Here is a 17269-nt window from a genome sequence, read left to right as displayed (position 1 = left end):
TATATTTGTTGTACATGAAAAAAATATTATACTTGATCATCATCCTTGCCGCCGGTTTGTTATCAGCTTGCCATAAGGACAAAAAAATAATCGTGAACGGTACCGATTCTACCGCAATCAAATTAGAAATATCTAACCTGATCAAGGATTCGGTTTACCTGTATACTAAAGAAACCTATTTATGGTATGATGCTATTCCGGATTATAAAACATTTGCTCCTCGTTCGTTCACGGGAACTAACGAAATAGCCGCACTTACCAGCGAGGTAGATAAACTATCGCAATATAAAATTAACCCGGCAACAAGCCTTCCATATGAATACTATGCGGCCGATCCTGGCTCGGCTAAATACTCGTTTATTGATGATGGGTCTGTTTCTTCAGAACTGGGCGGTGTAAGCGGCGATTTTGGATTCTCGGTGTTGTATCAGGAAACCAACGATCTGCGCGTAAAATATGTATATCCTGGTTCGCCTGCTGATAGTGCAGGTATAAAAAGGGGCGATCAGATAGTGAAACTTAATAACCGCACCAGTTTGGATTATGATAACGGCACCAATGTAAACTTTGTAGTAAATGCGATTTTTGGCACCAGCCCAATTACTATGACACTTAAAAAGGCCAACAATACTACAGCTGACGTGTCGTTAAGTGTGGCCGATTATACCATTAACCCGGTTTTAAAATACAAGGTTTTTACTATGGGTGATAAAAAAATAGGGTATGTTGTTTTTAATACTTTTACAGTAATAGCTAACGCCCGCCCCCAATTGTTAAAAGCCTTTAATGCCTTTAGCGCTGCAGGCGTTACCGACCTGGTTGTTGACCTGCGCTATAATGGCGGTGGAAGTGTTGAAACAGCCGAATACCTGGATAACCTGATTGTACCTGCTGCAAAAAGCGGCACCCAGATGTTTACTTATTATTATAATAATAAGCTACAAGCCGATAACCACCCATTGCTAAGCGCTATATATGACATTAATAAAGGCGATTTTTTACCGGCTAACAACCGGGTTAATTTCGCCAAAAGTGGTTCGCTGAATGTAAGTAAAGTGTTTTTTATAGTAACCGGCTCAACTGCATCGGCAAGTGAATTAACTATTAATAATCTGCGCCCCGAAATGGAAGTTAAACTTATAGGTCGCACCAGTTACGGTAAACCGGTAGGTTTTTTTGCTATCGATATCAATAAATATCAACTATATGTGCCGCAGTTTGAAACCAAAAACTCGGCCAACCAGGGTGGGTATTATTCGGGGATGACGCCAGGTTCAACAGATTACCCGGGTAAGCTTGATTATGATGATGTTACCAAGGATTTTGGCGATAGTACTGAAGTATTATTGCAACATGCCTTAAACTATATTACTACGGGCGTTTATGATGTGTCGGGCCCGAAAGTTCAAAGCTTGTCAAAAACTAAAACTATGTCGGCACAGCAGGTTTCAGACATGACACTAAAACTGGACGAACGTAAATTTAAAGGAATGGTAGGAGGAAAGAAAGAACTTCGCCATAGATAAGTGGAAAGCATTGAATCTAATTAAAAAGGGGGCAGGGATATTTATCTTTTGCCCTTTTTTAATTTATTACAGTTGTAAGATCTGCTTTTACAAAATTTTCGGCATTGATGTTTAGTGCCCGCCTGTCATTTCCCTTGAGAGGGTGTCCTGTGCGGCGTAAGGGTGGGAAATCTTGCACGCTATGCCAACTGTGGACATCGCTCGTATAGGATTTCTCCTCGCCTGGTCAATGACCCGCCCTCGCTCGTCGAAATGACAACTATTTCTTATTTAATTTAATGTATCCAAACGTGTAAATAGGATTGAGGGGGATAATATGATAAGGGCTGCTATGTGTTTGTAGAAAGCCAACTGCGCCAGATCTTTGGTGTAGAGACTACCTGCTTCGCGCGAAAGCATTTAATCAGCCAATTCCCGCAAATCAACAGCTACCACGCGCGATATTCCCTGTTCAACCATAGTTACACCATAAATAACATCGGTACTGGCAATGGTGCGTTTATTGTGCGATACAATGATGAATTGCGAATCTTTGGAAAAGGTGCGGATGATGTTATTAAATTTATCAATATTGGTATCATCCAGTGGTGCATCCACCTCGTCAAAAATACAAAAAGGGGCGGGCTTTAACAGGTAAAGGGAAAAAAGTATGGCCGTGGCTGTAAGGGTTTTTTCTCCCCCGGATAGTTGGTTGATGGATAACGGGCGTTTCCCTTTTGGCTTCGCGATGATGTCAATGTCCGATTCAAGCGGGTGGCTTGGGTCGGTCAGGATCAAATCGCATGAATCCTCATCATTAAACAACGAGCGGAACACTTTGATGAAGTTTTCGCGCACCATGACAAAAGCATGCATGAACTTTTCTTTGGCGGTATCATCAATCTCCTGGATGGTGGCCAGCAGCGATGCCTTAGCTTCGCTCAGGTCCTTCTTTTGTGCCTGGATGAAGGTGTAACGCTCATTCATCTCATTGTATGCCTCAACCGCCATAGGGTTGATGGCACCAAAATCGTCCAGTTGTTTTTTTAATTTTTCGGCCTTTTCGCGTAGCTCCTGTTCGCTTTCAGTAGGTACTTCCGTTTCGGGCAGGTCTTCAATATCTATGTTAAACTCAACAGAGAGGCGTTCTTTTAGCGCGTTTAGTTCCAGCTTCAGGTTATTACGCTCATCGCGAAGCTCATTTTCAATTACCTCGTGGTTATCTTTTTTACGGCGAAGCGCGGTTATCTCGTTTTCGTTTTCGGTAATGATGCCACGCCATTGATAGTATTCCTGCTCGGCCTGTTGGGTGGCTTTTTCCAGGTTCTCCTTCTGCTCGTACATCTCCAGCAGGTCATCGTCGGAGTTGTCAGATTGCTTCAGGTTATCCTGGATGGCAATTTTTACTTTTTCCAGTTCGGCGCTGTTTTGTTTTATGCGGGCCTCCAGGTTTTCCTGCTGATTATCGCGGTATTCCAGGTCTTTTACCAGGCCCGACACCTTATTTTGCTGTTGGTGAAAACGGATATTTTCCTGGTTAAAGGCGTTTGATTGCACCGATACATATTCGTTCAGCTCATTAAATTCGGCTTGTTTATCAACCAGTAATTCGCTTTGAATTTGCTTTTGGGCTTTTAAATCGGCCAGTTGTGGGTGCAGGGCTTCCATTTCGGCTTTAATGCCCTCAATTTTGCGCGCTATATCATCCTTACGGTTAAGGCTGTTTTCAATAAATGTCTGGTACTGCTCCTGCCTGGTTTTAACGGTAATCAGTTCGGTATTCAGCCGGTTAATGATCATTTGCTGCTCGTTAATCTCGGCGCTTTTGGTTGATGATCTTAAAGCAGATAACTTACTCTGTAATTCGTCGGATTTACTTTTCTGCGTGTTAACCAGGCTTTCGATGCCTTTAATTTCTTTAGCCAGGTTTTCCAGATTTTTGGCGCGCCCAATCCTTTTCCCCTCAAACAAACCTACCGATCCGCCGGCCATGGTATGCCTGGATTTGTTGAATTTGCCGCTTTTGCCTATCAGTACAACGCCGTCGGGCAGGGCAGCGTTGTTAATTTGCTGGTCTTTATCGTCATCAACCAGGTATACATCCTTCAACAGATGGTTGCACAGGTTAATGTAGCGTTTATCAACCTCGATAACCTTAAGGGCCGATACCGCACCCGCATTTTCAAAAGCAGGGTTAGTTGGATTTATCTCGTTATAATTTTCAAGGATAAAGAAATGCGCGCGGCCACGCGACGAATTGCTCAATAGCTGGATAGCCTTTATAGCTTCGTCATAATTTTCAACTACATAGTAATTCATCAGCGGCTCCAGGTAGTTTTCAATAGCTACGCGGTATTCCTCTTTACAAAACAGTACATCGCTAAACAGGGGGGCATTTTTGGCCCAGTCGGTATTTTTCTTTAAAAAGCGAATAGACTCGGGGAAACCCTCCAGGTTATCAACCATGCTTTTGGTAAGGTTGTACTCGTTTTGTTTGGCATCCAGCTTGCGGCTTTCTTTAATGATGGTATCTTTTACCAAACTCAGTTCGGCATCCGTTTCGGCTATCTGCTCCTTTAACTTGTTTTCAAAATCAAGGGCCTGCTGGTAATCAAAATCCAGCGTTTCCTTCCTGTTTTGCAGCTCGGCAACCACCTGGTTAAAGTGCGAAAGTTCCACCTCCTTATTGGTGGTGTCTTCCATGTTGCGCTGGCTTTCCTGCTCCAGCGCCTGCTGCTGAATTTGCAGGATATCGATATCCTTTTCTGCCTTATAGGCCTGGTTTTGCAGGCGGGTGTTGATGCCGGTTATTTCGGTCAGCTCGTTGCGGGCCGATGTTTGCTGCAGGCGTAACTCGTCAACCGCTTCTTTCAAATCGGCCAGGCGGGTTTTAATAGTTTGCAGGGTTTCATCTTCAAGCGCCTTTTCTTCCGACAGGCGTTTGATGTTGTAAAAAACGTGGTTTAACTGGTTTTTATCTTTGTCAAGTTCCTCTGTCAACCGCGCTTCTTTGTCCTGCTGGAATTTCAGCTGCTCATTTTTTATCTTTTTCTCGCTTTCATAAGCGCGAATCTTCGATACAAATTCGTTGGTGGTTTTTTGCTGTACCGATAGGTTTTTCTCCTTGGTTATACTATCCAGCTTTTGTTGCTGCAGGGCTGCCTCCAAAGTATCTATCTGGGCAACAATACCACCTTTATCGGCTTTTTGCTTTTGCTCCTGGTCCTGAATTTTTGCCAACGATTCGCTGAAGGACACGATGCGGAACGAGGCCAGCATAATACTCAACGATTTATACTGATCCTTTATCCGGTAATAGCGCTCGGTTTTTTTGGCCTGGTTCTCCAGCGTTTTCAGGTTCTTTTCAATCTCGAAAAGCAGGTCTTCAACACGTTCCAAATCGGCCTCGGTATCCTTAAGCTTGTTAAAAGTTTGCTTTTTGCGCAGTTTGTATTTGGAGATGCCCGATGCTTCCTCGAATAAATTGCGGCGAGAGCCTTCCTTGTTGGTGATGATCTCATCAATCATCCGTAGCTCGATGATGGAGTACGAATCTGAGCCGATACCCGTGTCCAGGAAAAGATCGGTAATGTCTTTTAAGCGGCATTGCACATCATTCAACCGGTACTCGCTTTCGCCGGTGCGGTAAAGCTTGCGGGTAAGGGTAACCTGCGAGTAATCAGTGGGCAGTACGTTTTTGGTATTATCAAAAGTAAGGGAAACTTCGGCAAGGTTGGCTGCTTTACGGGTTTTGGTACCGTTAAATATCACGTTATCCATCTTCTCCGACCGGAGCATCTTGGTGCTTTGTTCGCCCAGTACCCAGCGGATAGAGTCGACGACGTTTGATTTACCGCAGCCATTGGGCCCAACAATAGCAGTTACACCCTCATTAAAATTAATGGTGATCTTATCTCCAAAACTCTTAAAGCCCTTGATTTCTAAGCGGGTAAGCTGCATTTAATTTGTTGTATCCCTTGCAAAAATTTAACCTTCAAAGTAATCATAAAAAATTGAGTTTATTAAACTTTTTTTGGGAAAGGGGGAGGAGGTTAAAGGCGAAAGGTTAAAGGTGAAAGGTTGGCGTTTTGTTTGGTTATTCGGAGGCTTGAATTCTAAGTCTTGAATAACGCATCAGAAAGTACAAAATCGACTTAAGACTTAGAACTTAAGACTATTGACTTGAATAAAGCTTAACCTAAACTTAAAACAAATAATGCCATAGTTTTTATAATACTGCGTAACTTTATATCAGCATTAACCAATAAAACCAATTGAGATGAACACACAGGATGTAGCTGAAAAATTAGTTGAGTTTTGCCGCGAAGGCAAAAATTTAGATGCCATAAGTGAGCTGTATGCTGATGATGTGGTAAGCCACGAACCAAAAGGTTCGCACATGGAGCTTTCAGAGGGTAAGGAAGCCGCGATAGCCAAAAACCAGCAATGGTATGATATGGTTGAAGAGGTTCACAGCGGCCAGGTATCTGACCCGATTGTAAGCGGTAACTTTTTTGCAGTAACCATGGATATGGATGTAACCTATAAAGGCCAGGGCCGCAGCATGATGAGCGAAGTTTGCGTTTACGAAGTTAAAGACGGTAAAATTGTAACCGAAACATTTTTTTATAACCTTCCGCAATAAACCTAAACGTTAAAGCCCTCCGGATGTACTATCGGGAGGGCTTTTTTAATTATGGACGCGGCGGCAAATGTGGACGCGGCGGCGTTGGTAAATGCAATGGATTTGGCGGTGCAGGTGGACGCGGAGGCAATTTGATATGCACCCTGCGGTGGTGCCTGCGTACGCGCCTGTGATGCCTCCTGAACGGATTTGGCGGCGCTGGCGGACGTGGTGGCGGTGGCGGAAGCTTGATTTGCAAAACAGATGTTGCCGCAACAGCAGGTAATGCTTCGGCTGTGGCATCAAAAGCCTCAAAGCTCATTAACGCTATGGTTGCAATCGTGATAATTTTTGTGACTCTCATGTACTTGTAATTAATTGGATCAAAGCAAATTCAACATTATAACTACAAAAAACAACAATTGTTTACTCCGGTTTCTTAAATAATATTTCGTAGTAAAAATCGGCGGCAAATTGCGCCGCCTCAAGCCATCTTTTTTGCGTGGGCTTACCGGCATCAAACAAAGGGTTGAAATGCCGTTGCAATTCGTGACCGAACCCTTCAAATACCTTTACGCTATTTTTAATATGCAGGTCATCCGCGCGGTGGTGGATGGTAATACTGCCATACATCCCTGTATCGGCCTGTATGGCGTTTAAAATGCGGTCATGCGAGCCGTAGACACTTACAATAGGTACCCGCGCATTTTTTAACCAGCGGATGTCAAGAATGCCTCCCCAAAAGTTAATGATGCCGACAATTTTAGCCCTATCGGCGGGCCTAAGTAAGACTGTTGAGTCAACTACTCCTGTACGCCGGGAAAGTTCGGCATTGCTGCTGTAAGCGGCTTGCAAGGCTATAATGCCGCCCGCAGAACTGCCTGCAAGAATTATTTTGTTGGTGTCGATATGGTATTCTGCCCGGTGTTTTTTAAAGTAAGCTATAGCCGTTTTTACATCCTGTACGGCGTAATAGCAGCTTTTTTGCAATTCATCAAAATGGAATACCGGGTTATTTTTGCTTAGCCGGTAGTTAATAGCCGCGCATACATAGCCACGCTCAGCAAAATCATTACTCCATATTTTGATGCCCTTGTCGGCTTTTGAGCCATATTTAAAACCACCGCCATGCATCCAGATAATAAGCGGCCTGGTTGCGGCATGATCACCTTTGGGCTGATATAGATCGAAGAGGTATGAAATAGCGTCGGCAGGCTTTGCAGCGGGATTATAAGTTAAGTTTTCTGTTATATCGATATTAGGGAAAACATGATCTTTATATTGATAGATAGGTTGGTTTTGCGCCCGCAGGTTGCAGGCGGTAGCTATAGTTATGAATATAGATAGGGCGTATTTATACATCTGCTTGTTTAACGTATATACGTTACAACCAATATCATCAGATGTTTGCAAGCACGCTTGTTATAACCTGGGGTTGTGAAGGAAATGATTTGAGTTTTTGCGAAGTGCCCAGAACGAGATTCGAACTCGTACATCCTTACGAATGCCACCCCCTCAAGATGGTGCGTCTACCAATTTCGCCACCTGGGCATTTTAAGTTTAAAGTCTTAAGTTCTAAGCCTTAAGTATTTCACTTTAGACTGTAGACTTAAGACTTTCAACTTCATTTCCGGCGTGCCCGAAGAGAGACTCGAACTCTCAAGAGACAATTCTCAACGGCTTCTGAGACCGCAACGTTTACCAATTTCGCCATCCGGGCCTGTTGTTTTATTAACAAGCGTGCAAATATAAACGTTTCTGTCAAAAAGCCTTATAATAAATTAAAAAATTGGCGGGCAGTTGTTACTTGCCCGGTTTAGGCTTAATTTAGGCTTCATGAAACGTTTTTACCAGCTAATAATTACAGTTTTACTGTTTACGCCATTTATTTCGGCAGCGCAAACCATCACCATTTTACAGCAGGATAAGCCAACCAGCATTCGCGGTTTATCGGTTGTTGATGATAAAACCGCGTGGATAAGCGGTAGTAAAGGCCACATAGCTATTACTACCGATGGCGGCATAACCTGGGCCTGGCAGCAGGTTGCCGGCTATGAAAAAGCCGATTTTAGGGATATTGAAGCATTTAACGCCAAAGAGGCCATAATCATGAGCTCGGGCAGCCCGGCGCTGGTGTTAAAAACTACCGATGGCGGCAAAACCTGGCAGGAAAAATGCCGCAAAACCGATAGCATATACTTTTTTGATGCGATGGATTTTGCCGACGCCAAACACGGCTATATTTTAGGCGACCCTATCAAAAATAAATTCCTGCTGATGGAAACCAACGATGGCGGCGAAACCTGGGCCGAAATGCAAAACACGCCCGATGCCTTACCTGGCGAAGCGGCCTTTGCAGCAAGCGGTACTTGTTTAAGGGTGAATAAAGATTTTGGCGTGGTTATAGCAAGCGGCGGCATGGCTGCCCGTTTTTTACAATTGTGTAATTGCGATAAGCCACAATGGCAAATAAAAAGTTTACCGCTGGCACAAAATGCAAACAGTAAAGGCTCTTTTTCGATATCTGATGATTTGCTGGTGGCAGTAGGGGGAAACTATTCAAAGGACAAAGCAACGGATTCTGTAATTTGTAAGTACGACAAAAAAAGCAACGCCTACAAAGTTTTGCCGGCAGGTGTTACAGGGTTTCAGTCATGTGTGGAGCGCATACAAGGGCGGATATATTTATCTACCGGGACATCCGGCACCAGCTTATCGGCAGCCTACGGAGAGTCCTGGAAAAAAATTGATAGAACCAGTTTTAATGTTTGCCGGAGGGCTAAACACGGAAAACTGGTTTTATTGGCTGGCGACAAGGGTAAAATAGCTATATTTAAAATGTAGTTTATTGGCAATTAATAGCTTAACAAATACTTTACAATTAATTGTAAATACCACTTGCATCATATAATTAATCGCCCTATATTTGCACCACTTTAAACGGAAACGGTAGCAGTACCGGGAAAGTTGAAAAGTAATGATTCCGTAGCTCAGCTGGTAGAGCATAACACTTTTAATGTTGGGGTCCTGGGTTCGAATCCCAGCGGGATCACGAAAAGCCTTTGAAAGAAGGCTTTTCTTATTTTAAACCATAATTGAATCTCTTTAAACAGAAACGGTAGCAGTACCGGGAAAGTTAAAAAGTACGATTCCGTAGCTCAGCTGGTAGAGCATAACACTTTTAATGTTGGGGTCCTGGGTTCGAATCCCAGCGGGATCACTGGATGGGACAATTGAGAAGAAAAATCGGTTGTTCCGTTTTTTTTTGCATTGTAATTTCCTGCTAATCAGCTGAATTGCTTTAGTTTCCTTTCCGGCGGGGACGGTTTTGATCCGGTCTTAATCCCATATAACGGTAATGCTTTTGTCGCTATCCGCCCCTCAAAATGTCATTTTTACACAGCCCAAAATCCTGAAATGCCTTCTATCTTTGTTTTATCACTAAAATCAATAATTTAAATAACGCATCATGAAAAGAGTATCTAAAGGATATAATGTCCTAAACCTGGTGTTCATAATTGCTATGCTTTTTTTTACGGTATTTCAATCTAAGGGCCAACAGCTTAAACCTGCCGAAAGTGGCTATGCGCCTGTTAATGGCATTAAAGTTTACTATGAGGTATATGGTGAGGGTAAGCCCCTTGTTTTACTGCATGGTGCATTTTATACCATTGAGATGAATTGGGGGCAATTAATACCCGAATTGTCAAAAACAAGAAAGGTAATTGCTGTTGAATTGCAAGGACATGGGCACACCCCGTTTTCGGACAGGAAATTAGACATTGCTACCCTTGCAAGTGATGTGGAAGGGGTAATGGATTTTTTAAAACTTGATAGCGCCGATGTGGCAGGATATAGTATGGGCGGCTCTATAGCTTACCAGTTGGCGGCGAAAAGCCCTAAACGGGTACGAAAATTAGTGATCATATCTTCCACCTACAAAACCAACGGCTGGCTGCCGGTTATCAATAGTGGGTTTAAAGATTTTAAACCTGATTTTTTTGACAATACGCCTATAAAAACCGCATATGATGCAGTAGCGCCCGACAAAACAAAATGGAGAAAGTTTATTGAACAAATGATTGCTTTTGCCGCCGTTCCATTTGACGTGGGGGAAGCCAATATTAAAAAAATCACATCGCCGGTATTGCTTATCTCGGGCGACAATGATGGCCTGGACAAGGTAGAGTTGATGAAAACGTACCAATTACTGGGAGGTGGCGTATCTGCCGATTTGGGGCCGATGCCAAAATCACATTTAGCCATTGTGCCTGCGCAGAGTCACGTGAGCCTGATGATGCAGACGAAAACAATAGCAGGTTACCTGGACGACTTTTTAAAGTAACCAAATCGACCCTGGTATTTTTAAGAGAGGAATTTTAATGTCAGATTTATCTATGAACTAACTATAAAAAAATGAGAAAAATCAGAATTTTTGAACACATCTCGCTGGATGGCGTGATAGAACATGACGGAGACTACACCTATGGCGCTTGGACAACACCCTATCGCAGCCCTGCCGGCGCGGCAACCCTCCTGGAGGCATACGGGCCGAAATTTGACCTGCTGCTTGCCCGCCACACCTACGATATATTTAGTAATTTTTGGCCTAATGCCGGAAATTTCCCTATGGCAAATGCTATCAACGCTGCAACCAAATACATTGTAACCCACAGGCCCGACAGCCTGGAATGGGGTCCGGTAGAGAATTTGGGCGAGGACGTTATAAAGGCGATTCGCGATCTCAAGTCAACAGAAGGGCCCGATCTGATCGTAGTGGGGAGTTCGACGCTAACGTCCGTGTTGCTTGACCAGGGACTGGCTGACGAGGTTGTACTCATTACCTACCCGGTTTTGCTTGGCCGGGGCAAACGCTTATTGTCGGATAGTATTGACGCCCGGGAGCTTGCTTTTGTTGACTCGAAAACTACGCCCACGGGCTTGCTCATCAACACTTACCGGCATGTTGGTCCACTAAAATCTTAATATTTCACCGGCTTAGTCGGCTGAGTTTTCTCTATTTTTATTAGTAGCTTGTTCAGTCTGGCCGCTATATTACCAAATTCTTTAAGTAAAAGCCGTGATACAAATATTTCTGTAGCCACCTTGTTAACGCAAAGGTGGCTTTTCTGTTATTAAGCGTAAGATAATGTTTTGTATTTTGAGCCCCAAAATGATACCTATGAAAACTTTAGCCGACTTTAAAGCATCATTAAACTCAGCACAACCAGCTACCGGGTTGTCTGTGCAGTTAAAAAGCCTTTGGTATGATGGCAAAGGCGATTGGCCAAAGGCGCATGCCCAGGTTGATCATTTAAGCGATGAGGCATCGGCATTGGTACATGCTTACCTGCATCGTAAAGAAGGGGATATTTCGAATGCGGACTATTGGTATCGTAAAGCACGGCAAATGCGCCCCGACCTGTCTTTGGAAGAGGAATGGGAACGGTTGGTATTACAATTTCTTAATAAATAAATCAGGAGCCGCCAGAAGGGAACCGTTATAATCAGTAAGGTGTTGACGAGCTTTTGTACTATATTTGACGGGCGGAATGCTGTCCTGCTACAAAAACCATAAACGATAAGCCGAGATTTAACAACTACGTGATGCAACTCCGCGTTCTGACAAATGATATTTTCATAATTGAAGATTTTTGGAATCTCGAAGAATGTGACGACTTTATTTTTAAAAGTGAAGCTATTGGTTACGAACCTGCGACTATTGAAACAGAAGGCGGGCAAAAAGTTGTTACAAGTGTTCGTAATAATAACAGGGTTATTTATAAAGACTATGAGCTTGCCGATATACTATGGCAGCAACTAAAACCATTTGCGCCGAAACAGATTGGTTATAGTAAAGCCGTCGGATTAAATGAACTTTTTAGATTTTACAAATATCAGCCAGGGCAGGAATTTAAACGCCACAGAGATCAGAGTTACATCAGGAGTGATGGCGAAGCCAGCTATTACACCTTTATGATTTATTTGAATGAAGATTATGAAGGAGGGGAAACAAATTTTGGTAACCTGGTTATTCAACCCAAAAAAGGTTTGGCACTCGTTTTCTTACACAGTTTAGAACACGAAGGCAGGCCGGTAACGGAAGGTACAAAGTATGTTTTACGTACGGACATCATGTTTCGCCTGGGCGAATAAAACCTGACCTGTTAAGTCAGAAAAACAGCCTGACCATGCAATTAACCAATGTCCCAAAGTTTTGTGGCATTGAAGGTTTAATATGCCTGAAGTGCTTTTCTAAACCTTAGTTATATTAATAAATTATTAATAAATAAAGAAAATTGTTATTGAATTTTTAATAAAATAATCAATTTGTTATTAATATAGTATATTTGGATATATAGAAGCCGGTCTTCTTACAACTTATAATTTAAAAAAACATAATATGAAACAAGGACTTTTAATCGATATGGATGGTGTTATCTATAGCGGCGAGGAACTGATATACGGGGCGGATAAATTTATCAAATATTTAATTGACAGCGATATACCTTTTGCTTTTATGACCAACAACAGTCAGCGAACAAGCCTGGAAGTTGTGCGTAAATTGAAAGGTTTGGGAATTGAGGTTCAGGACAAGCATGTTTATACCAGTGCTATGGCTACCGGGAAGTTTTTGGGCGATCAGAGCCCTAACGGAACAGCCTACGTTTTGGGCGAAGGAGGTTTATTGAGCAGTTTGCATGAAAATGGCATTACACTGGTAAATACCGATCCGGAGTTTGTGGTTTTGGGCGAGGGCCGCAATTTTACGCTGGAGATGGTTCAGCGTGCGGTAGATATGATTTTGGCGGGTGCCAAATTTATTACCACCAACCGCGACCCCTCTCCGAAAAAACCAGGATGGAACAATTTAGGGATTGCGGCAACTACCGCCATGATTGAAGAGGCAACCGGCCGGAAGGCTTTTGTTACAGGCAAGCCAAGCCCGGTAATGATGCGGTCGGCCCGTAAATTTCTGGGGTTGGAAACAGCCGAAACCACTGTAATAGGCGATACGATGGAAACCGATATACAGGGGGGCGTGCAAATGGGTTACAAAACAATCCTGGTTTTGTCGGGGATATCAACTAAAGACAGGCTTGCGCATTATGCATTTAAGCCGGATATGGTTGCAAGTTCAGTCGACGAAATAAAATTCCCGTTAAAATGGTGGGATAAAGTTCCCGGTTAAATATTGGTGCATGCTATCGGGGGCTTAATCATGAAGCCCCCGATGCCTGCTTTTAGTAAGGAATAGCTGATGTTTATGCTGCCGAATTTGAAAAATTAGTGCCTGCCTTACCGCATTTTCCGGATAAATCTGGCGGTAAGCGCAGGGCTTTGTTTCTTAAATTGCCGTTAAATAATTTTCGATCACCTTGCTGATTTCCAATTTATTTTTGGCGGTATCCCATTTTTCTTTTGCCGACTGGTCGGCCAGATCAAACAGCCTTTCATACAGGAGCTTTCCATCTGTTTTTCCTTTTAGTTTTACCTGTGCATGCTGCGCATAAACCTGGTCCCAAACCTGCCGGACTGATGTCCAATAAGGTTTCCGGGTTTTCCACCAGCCTTTAGCATAATTAAATTTACTTTCATCCGCTTTGGTAAATTCTTCGTAGCCCTTTTCTCGTACCAGTAATTTATCTTCGGTGACCGAGCGGATAATTTTTTGGTTATCCTGCTCAAACATCCAGCCGTTGGCTGTCAGGTAAATCCGGTTTCCCCTCCTGAGTACGTTATAATCGTTGCGCTTGGTAAACTCCCGGCGAGGCAGGGGCGCATCACATTCGCTGTGCCACTCATGCCTGCTATCAGCATGTACCCATGTGCCTATACTTTCATAGCGTGGGCTGTCATCTACCTGGAATACTTTTTGGACCCAGCGGCCTTTTACTTCGGCTGGTTTTAAGTTCACTTTTTTCCAGGTATTGTCTTTGTCAAAAGTTACCAGGTTGTTTTCTTCGTAAACCCAATCCTCGCGCCAATGCTTAATCACAGAGGTATCGCCGGTAACCAGGATATGCTGGATCACAATTTTTTTTGGCGATTCTTCTTCAACCACAGCCCATTCATAACCGGATGAATGATATTTAGGATGGTTTTTGTAAGCGGTATCGGGCGCAAAAGTTTCCGCATAGTCAAAGGTTACTTTATAAAAACCGCCGAGCGAACGGATGGCCGCGCGGTCCTGTTCCATTTTTGATTGCGCGTAAAGGCCGGCTGCAGCCAGTATCAGCAGGCCCAATGTTAAACATATTTGTTTTTTCATGATGATTTGAAGTGTTTTATTTGTTTCTTTTTTAAAGCAAACTATTGTAAACTGGTTGTGCCATCGCCCTGGTACGCAAAACGGAAGGTATAATAGCGCGATGCCGGCCTGGTGGCCAGGTTGGCAAATTCGGCAGTTGTTGTGTTTGGGTTGCCCTTGTAATAACTTATCATTTCTACCTTGGCATAGTTGCCCGCCGATGTTTTAATCACGATGATCTTCCCTGGCACAGTAAGGATGGCATGCTGTGGCTCGGTGGTGGCCGTGTAGGTGTACCATCCCGATATGGCAGGTGCGCCTGTTGCATCTGTTTGATAACCGGCGGTTGGCGCGGTAGCCAAAGTTTCAAAGGTGCTGCTTACTATTTGGGCCTGGGTAGTTCCGGTGCCCGATGTGCCGCCGTTTATAAATATGCTTGTTCCCTTAAATTTAATATCCCATTTGGTTGTGGCCGTATCGGCGCCGGTAATTTGCGCGCCGGTTGAAAGGCTGTAATAAACGGCGGCAGTTGAGCCGTCAAGATCGGTAACTGTTTTTGTGGTGAGTTTACTTACTGCCGGAGTAACGTCATCGCTGTTTTTACTGCACGATGATGTTAGTAAAATGATAGCGCTGCTTAATGCCAATGATAAAGTTGCAAATTTGTTCATGTGTTTTATTGTTTGAATTGTTATTTGATTTGTGTGTTATTTTTTATTGAAATTGTAGGCTACCCCGGCGTAAATGAGCCTGCCCGGCAGGTTAAGGATAACCTGGGTGTCTTTATAGTTCAGCAGGTTTTGCGCGGTAAGCTGTACCCTGATGGCATCGCTCAGGAAAGGCTTTGATAGCGATGCGTTAACAAGCACGTATCCTTTTGTATATTCATCACCGCGGTTTACAATGCCGTTTCCATCGGTATCCTTATAGCCGTACCTGCCGCGATAGATGGCCCTTATAGAGGCGTTGATGCCTGTTTTATTTTCCTGGTAGTTTACACGGATATTGTACGTGTATTTTGACCGGCCGAGCAATCCGCCGTAGTCGCTTCTTTTAATAACTTTAGTAAGATTGGTTTCGGGATCTTTGGTAAAAACCTTACCCGCGGCTATCTGGTCCAGCACTTCCTGGTCATATGCTTCCAGGTATTGAAAGCCGCCCGCCAACTGTAGCGACTTAAATACCTGGTAGCTCAGATCGGTTTCGGCACCCTGCGTGTAAACTTTATTGAGGTTGAAGTAAGAGAAAACAGATTGGCCATTGATTTTTATGGCTATAGCCGCAGTTTCTATCAGGTTGGTAATATTGTTGCGGAACAGGTTGGCTGTCCAATAGAGTTTGCCTGTTGGTTTGTACCGGTAACCTAAATTAAAGGCGGTGGAACTTTCAGCATTTAAACTTTTAAGCGTAGCGGGATCAATCAATAAGGTTTCAATTTGGCCGGCCTGCTGTAAGCGCTGTATACCTGCACTTGCTTCTTCGTAACCAAAAACACTGTAGCCAACCTCGGCATTGGTAAAGTTTAAGTAAAGCTGGCGAAAGTCGGGGGCCTTATAACCTTTACCAACCGACCCTAACACTGTAAATTTTGGACTAAGTGCATAGCTTGCCGCCAGTTTGGGGCTTAACTGCGATTTATAAACACTGTGCACATCATACCTGCCACCGGCAATAATATCCAGTTTTTTTACCGGCAGCCAGTCGGCCTGGAAGTAGCTGTAGCCGGATGTGAACGATTGTAGTTTGGTGTAGCGTGTAGCCTCAACCGTTTCATACTGACCACCTGCACCGCCGGTTAGTTTCAGGTTATCCGTTAAAGCATAATCATTTTGCAGTTCGGCACGGTTAAAGGCCTGGTTAAAATAGGTCTGGTCGTATACTGACTGGTCATCCTCATACCTTACGTCCGATTTGGTTTTATAGGTTGAGCGGTAAAGCTGCAAGGTAGAAAGCAGTTTATCGGTGAAATGGTGCGTAATTACCGGGGCTATATTAAAATCTTTTTCGGTACCCGTCCCTGCAGCATAACGGTTATCAACCAGGTACCTGCTGTCCTGGTCATTGGTATAATACCTTACAGAAAGTTTGATGGTTGTTCTATCGTCTATTTTGTAAGATGATTTGCCATTAAATGTATAGCCGGCGAAAGGGGAAACCGTAGGCAGACCCGATGAAGACTGTAATGTATAACCGCCGCTGCTGTAACGGTTGGCAAAGCCCGAAATGTAGAACCGGTCATTTTTGTAGGCCGAATTTAAGCTAATATCTGCGGTATTATTGGTACCATACCTGGCTGCCGCCCCGCCCGATATTCCCTTTACCGGATCGGCAGTAATGATATTTACAACCCCGGCCATCGCTTCACTGCCGTACAAAGAAGATGTTGGGCCTTTTACAATCTCAATACGGTCGATATTATTAATGGTAATCCTGGAAAGCTCAAGGATACCCGTATTGCGGCCAATTAAAGGTAGCCCGTCTATCAAAATCATGGTATAGGCAGGGTCAAAGCCCTGAATCTGTATGCCCTGCCCGTGCGGGTCATCTAAAATGGTCATCCCGGTTTGCTCGGCCAAAATCTCGTTCAGCCGTACCAAACCTTTTTTCTTTATTTCGTCGGCTGTAATGCGGGTAATTGGTATTGGCACCTGTTGCAGGCTTTTCTGGGTGCGGGTTCCGGTAACCACTACTTCTTTCAGCTGCTTAATATTTGCTGTATCCTTTTTCAATGTATCCCGCCTTTGCGCATAGGCCATATGGAATGTAAATAACATAGCAAAAGCGCAAAAGATATATTTTATTTGCATTTATTTAGACTAATTAAAAATAATGATGCAAATTTGGGCGATTTACAAACAGTATGATAACGCCAGCGGGATTTTAATAAAC

The 17269-nt window shown here is 43.6% G+C and carries 14 protein-coding genes and 4 tRNA genes; 10 read left to right on the top strand and 8 right to left on the bottom strand.

Going from position 1 to position 17269, the window contains the following annotated elements; all coding sequences use genetic code 11:
- Positions 1 to 14: 14 nt before the first annotated feature.
- Positions 15 to 1526 (top strand): S41 family peptidase, encoded by a 1512-nt coding sequence (locus BMX56_RS18815; protein WP_090651220.1) that lies wholly within the window; start codon positions 15 to 17, stop codon positions 1524 to 1526.
- Between the two features lie 399 nt (positions 1527 to 1925).
- Here the strand turns inward: BMX56_RS18815 and smc are convergent, their stop codons facing one another.
- The gene (gene smc / locus BMX56_RS18810; protein ID WP_090651219.1) at positions 1926 to 5465 is read right to left on the bottom strand and encodes a chromosome segregation protein SMC; all 3540 of its coding nucleotides are present in this window, start codon (positions 5463 to 5465) and stop codon (positions 1926 to 1928) included.
- A gap of 319 nt (positions 5466 to 5784) precedes the next feature.
- Between smc and BMX56_RS18805 the strand changes: the two genes are divergently transcribed.
- Complete coding sequence (locus BMX56_RS18805) at positions 5785 to 6150, top strand: nuclear transport factor 2 family protein (RefSeq protein WP_090651218.1); 366 nt, start codon at positions 5785 to 5787, stop codon at positions 6148 to 6150.
- 49 nt (positions 6151 to 6199) lie between these two features.
- On the opposite strand, the gene BMX56_RS29895 is transcribed toward BMX56_RS18805, so the two are convergent.
- The 4 genes from BMX56_RS29895 to BMX56_RS18790 form a co-directional block, all read right to left on the bottom strand.
- Positions 6200 to 6493, bottom strand: coding sequence for a hypothetical protein (locus BMX56_RS29895; protein ID WP_143065475.1), 294 nt, complete (start codon positions 6491 to 6493; stop codon positions 6200 to 6202).
- Positions 6494 to 6555: 62 nt separating this feature from the next.
- Positions 6556 to 7491, bottom strand: a complete 936-nt coding sequence (locus BMX56_RS18800) for an alpha/beta hydrolase (protein ID WP_090651217.1) — start codon at positions 7489 to 7491, stop codon at positions 6556 to 6558.
- A 105-nt stretch (positions 7492 to 7596) separates the two neighbouring features.
- Positions 7597 to 7680, bottom strand: a tRNA-Leu gene (locus tag BMX56_RS18795).
- An 85-nt stretch (positions 7681 to 7765) separates the two neighbouring features.
- A tRNA-Leu gene (locus tag BMX56_RS18790) sits at positions 7766 to 7849 on the bottom strand.
- 116 nt (positions 7850 to 7965) lie between these two features.
- Between BMX56_RS18790 and BMX56_RS18785 the strand changes: the two genes are divergently transcribed.
- The 8 genes from BMX56_RS18785 to BMX56_RS18750 all read left to right on the top strand — a co-directional run bounded on the left by BMX56_RS18785 (position 7966) and on the right by BMX56_RS18750 (position 13321).
- Positions 7966 to 8973, top strand: a complete 1008-nt coding sequence (locus BMX56_RS18785) for a WD40/YVTN/BNR-like repeat-containing protein (protein ID WP_090651216.1) — start codon at positions 7966 to 7968, stop codon at positions 8971 to 8973.
- A 135-nt stretch (positions 8974 to 9108) separates the two neighbouring features.
- Positions 9109 to 9181: transfer RNA gene (locus BMX56_RS18780), tRNA-Lys, on the top strand.
- 95 nt (positions 9182 to 9276) lie between these two features.
- Positions 9277 to 9349 (top strand) — tRNA-Lys (locus tag BMX56_RS18775).
- Between the two features lie 249 nt (positions 9350 to 9598).
- On the top strand, positions 9599 to 10474 hold the full coding sequence (locus BMX56_RS18770) for an alpha/beta fold hydrolase (protein ID WP_090651215.1): 876 nt from the start codon (positions 9599 to 9601) through the stop codon (positions 10472 to 10474).
- A gap of 71 nt (positions 10475 to 10545) precedes the next feature.
- Positions 10546 to 11115, top strand: a complete 570-nt coding sequence (locus tag BMX56_RS18765) for a dihydrofolate reductase family protein (protein ID WP_090651214.1) — start codon at positions 10546 to 10548, stop codon at positions 11113 to 11115.
- 196 nt (positions 11116 to 11311) lie between these two features.
- Positions 11312 to 11605: a hypothetical protein gene (locus BMX56_RS18760; protein WP_090651213.1), complete on the top strand. Its 294-nt coding sequence runs from the start codon at positions 11312 to 11314 to the stop codon at positions 11603 to 11605.
- Positions 11606 to 11736: 131 nt separating this feature from the next.
- Positions 11737 to 12285: a prolyl hydroxylase family protein gene (locus BMX56_RS18755; RefSeq protein WP_090651212.1), complete on the top strand. Its 549-nt coding sequence runs from the start codon at positions 11737 to 11739 to the stop codon at positions 12283 to 12285.
- A 247-nt stretch (positions 12286 to 12532) separates the two neighbouring features.
- Positions 12533 to 13321, top strand: coding sequence for an HAD-IIA family hydrolase (locus BMX56_RS18750; protein WP_090651211.1), 789 nt, complete (start codon positions 12533 to 12535; stop codon positions 13319 to 13321).
- Between the two features lie 156 nt (positions 13322 to 13477).
- Here BMX56_RS18750 and BMX56_RS18745 read toward each other — a convergent pair whose 3' ends face one another.
- Genes BMX56_RS18745 through BMX56_RS18735 form a run of 3 tightly spaced genes read right to left on the bottom strand, consistent with a single transcriptional unit; the run spans position 13478 to position 17154 of the window.
- Entirely contained in the window at positions 13478 to 14401 is a 924-nt protein-coding gene (locus BMX56_RS18745; RefSeq protein ID WP_090651210.1) for a DUF6607 family protein, read from the bottom strand.
- A 41-nt stretch (positions 14402 to 14442) separates the two neighbouring features.
- Entirely contained in the window at positions 14443 to 15051 is a 609-nt protein-coding gene (locus tag BMX56_RS18740) for an HmuY family protein (RefSeq protein WP_090651209.1), read from the bottom strand.
- Positions 15052 to 15087: 36 nt separating this feature from the next.
- Positions 15088 to 17154 (bottom strand): TonB-dependent receptor plug domain-containing protein, encoded by a 2067-nt coding sequence (locus BMX56_RS18735; protein WP_177183860.1) that lies wholly within the window; start codon positions 17152 to 17154, stop codon positions 15088 to 15090.
- Between the last annotated feature and the right edge of the window lie 115 nt (positions 17155 to 17269).

The sequence above is a fragment of the Mucilaginibacter sp. OK283 genome, from assembly GCF_900110415.1.
GTDB lineage: Bacteria > Bacteroidota > Bacteroidia > Sphingobacteriales > Sphingobacteriaceae > Mucilaginibacter.
The sequence above is the reverse complement of the archived record's forward strand: the minus strand, read 5'-3'. Positions and strand labels throughout refer to the sequence as shown.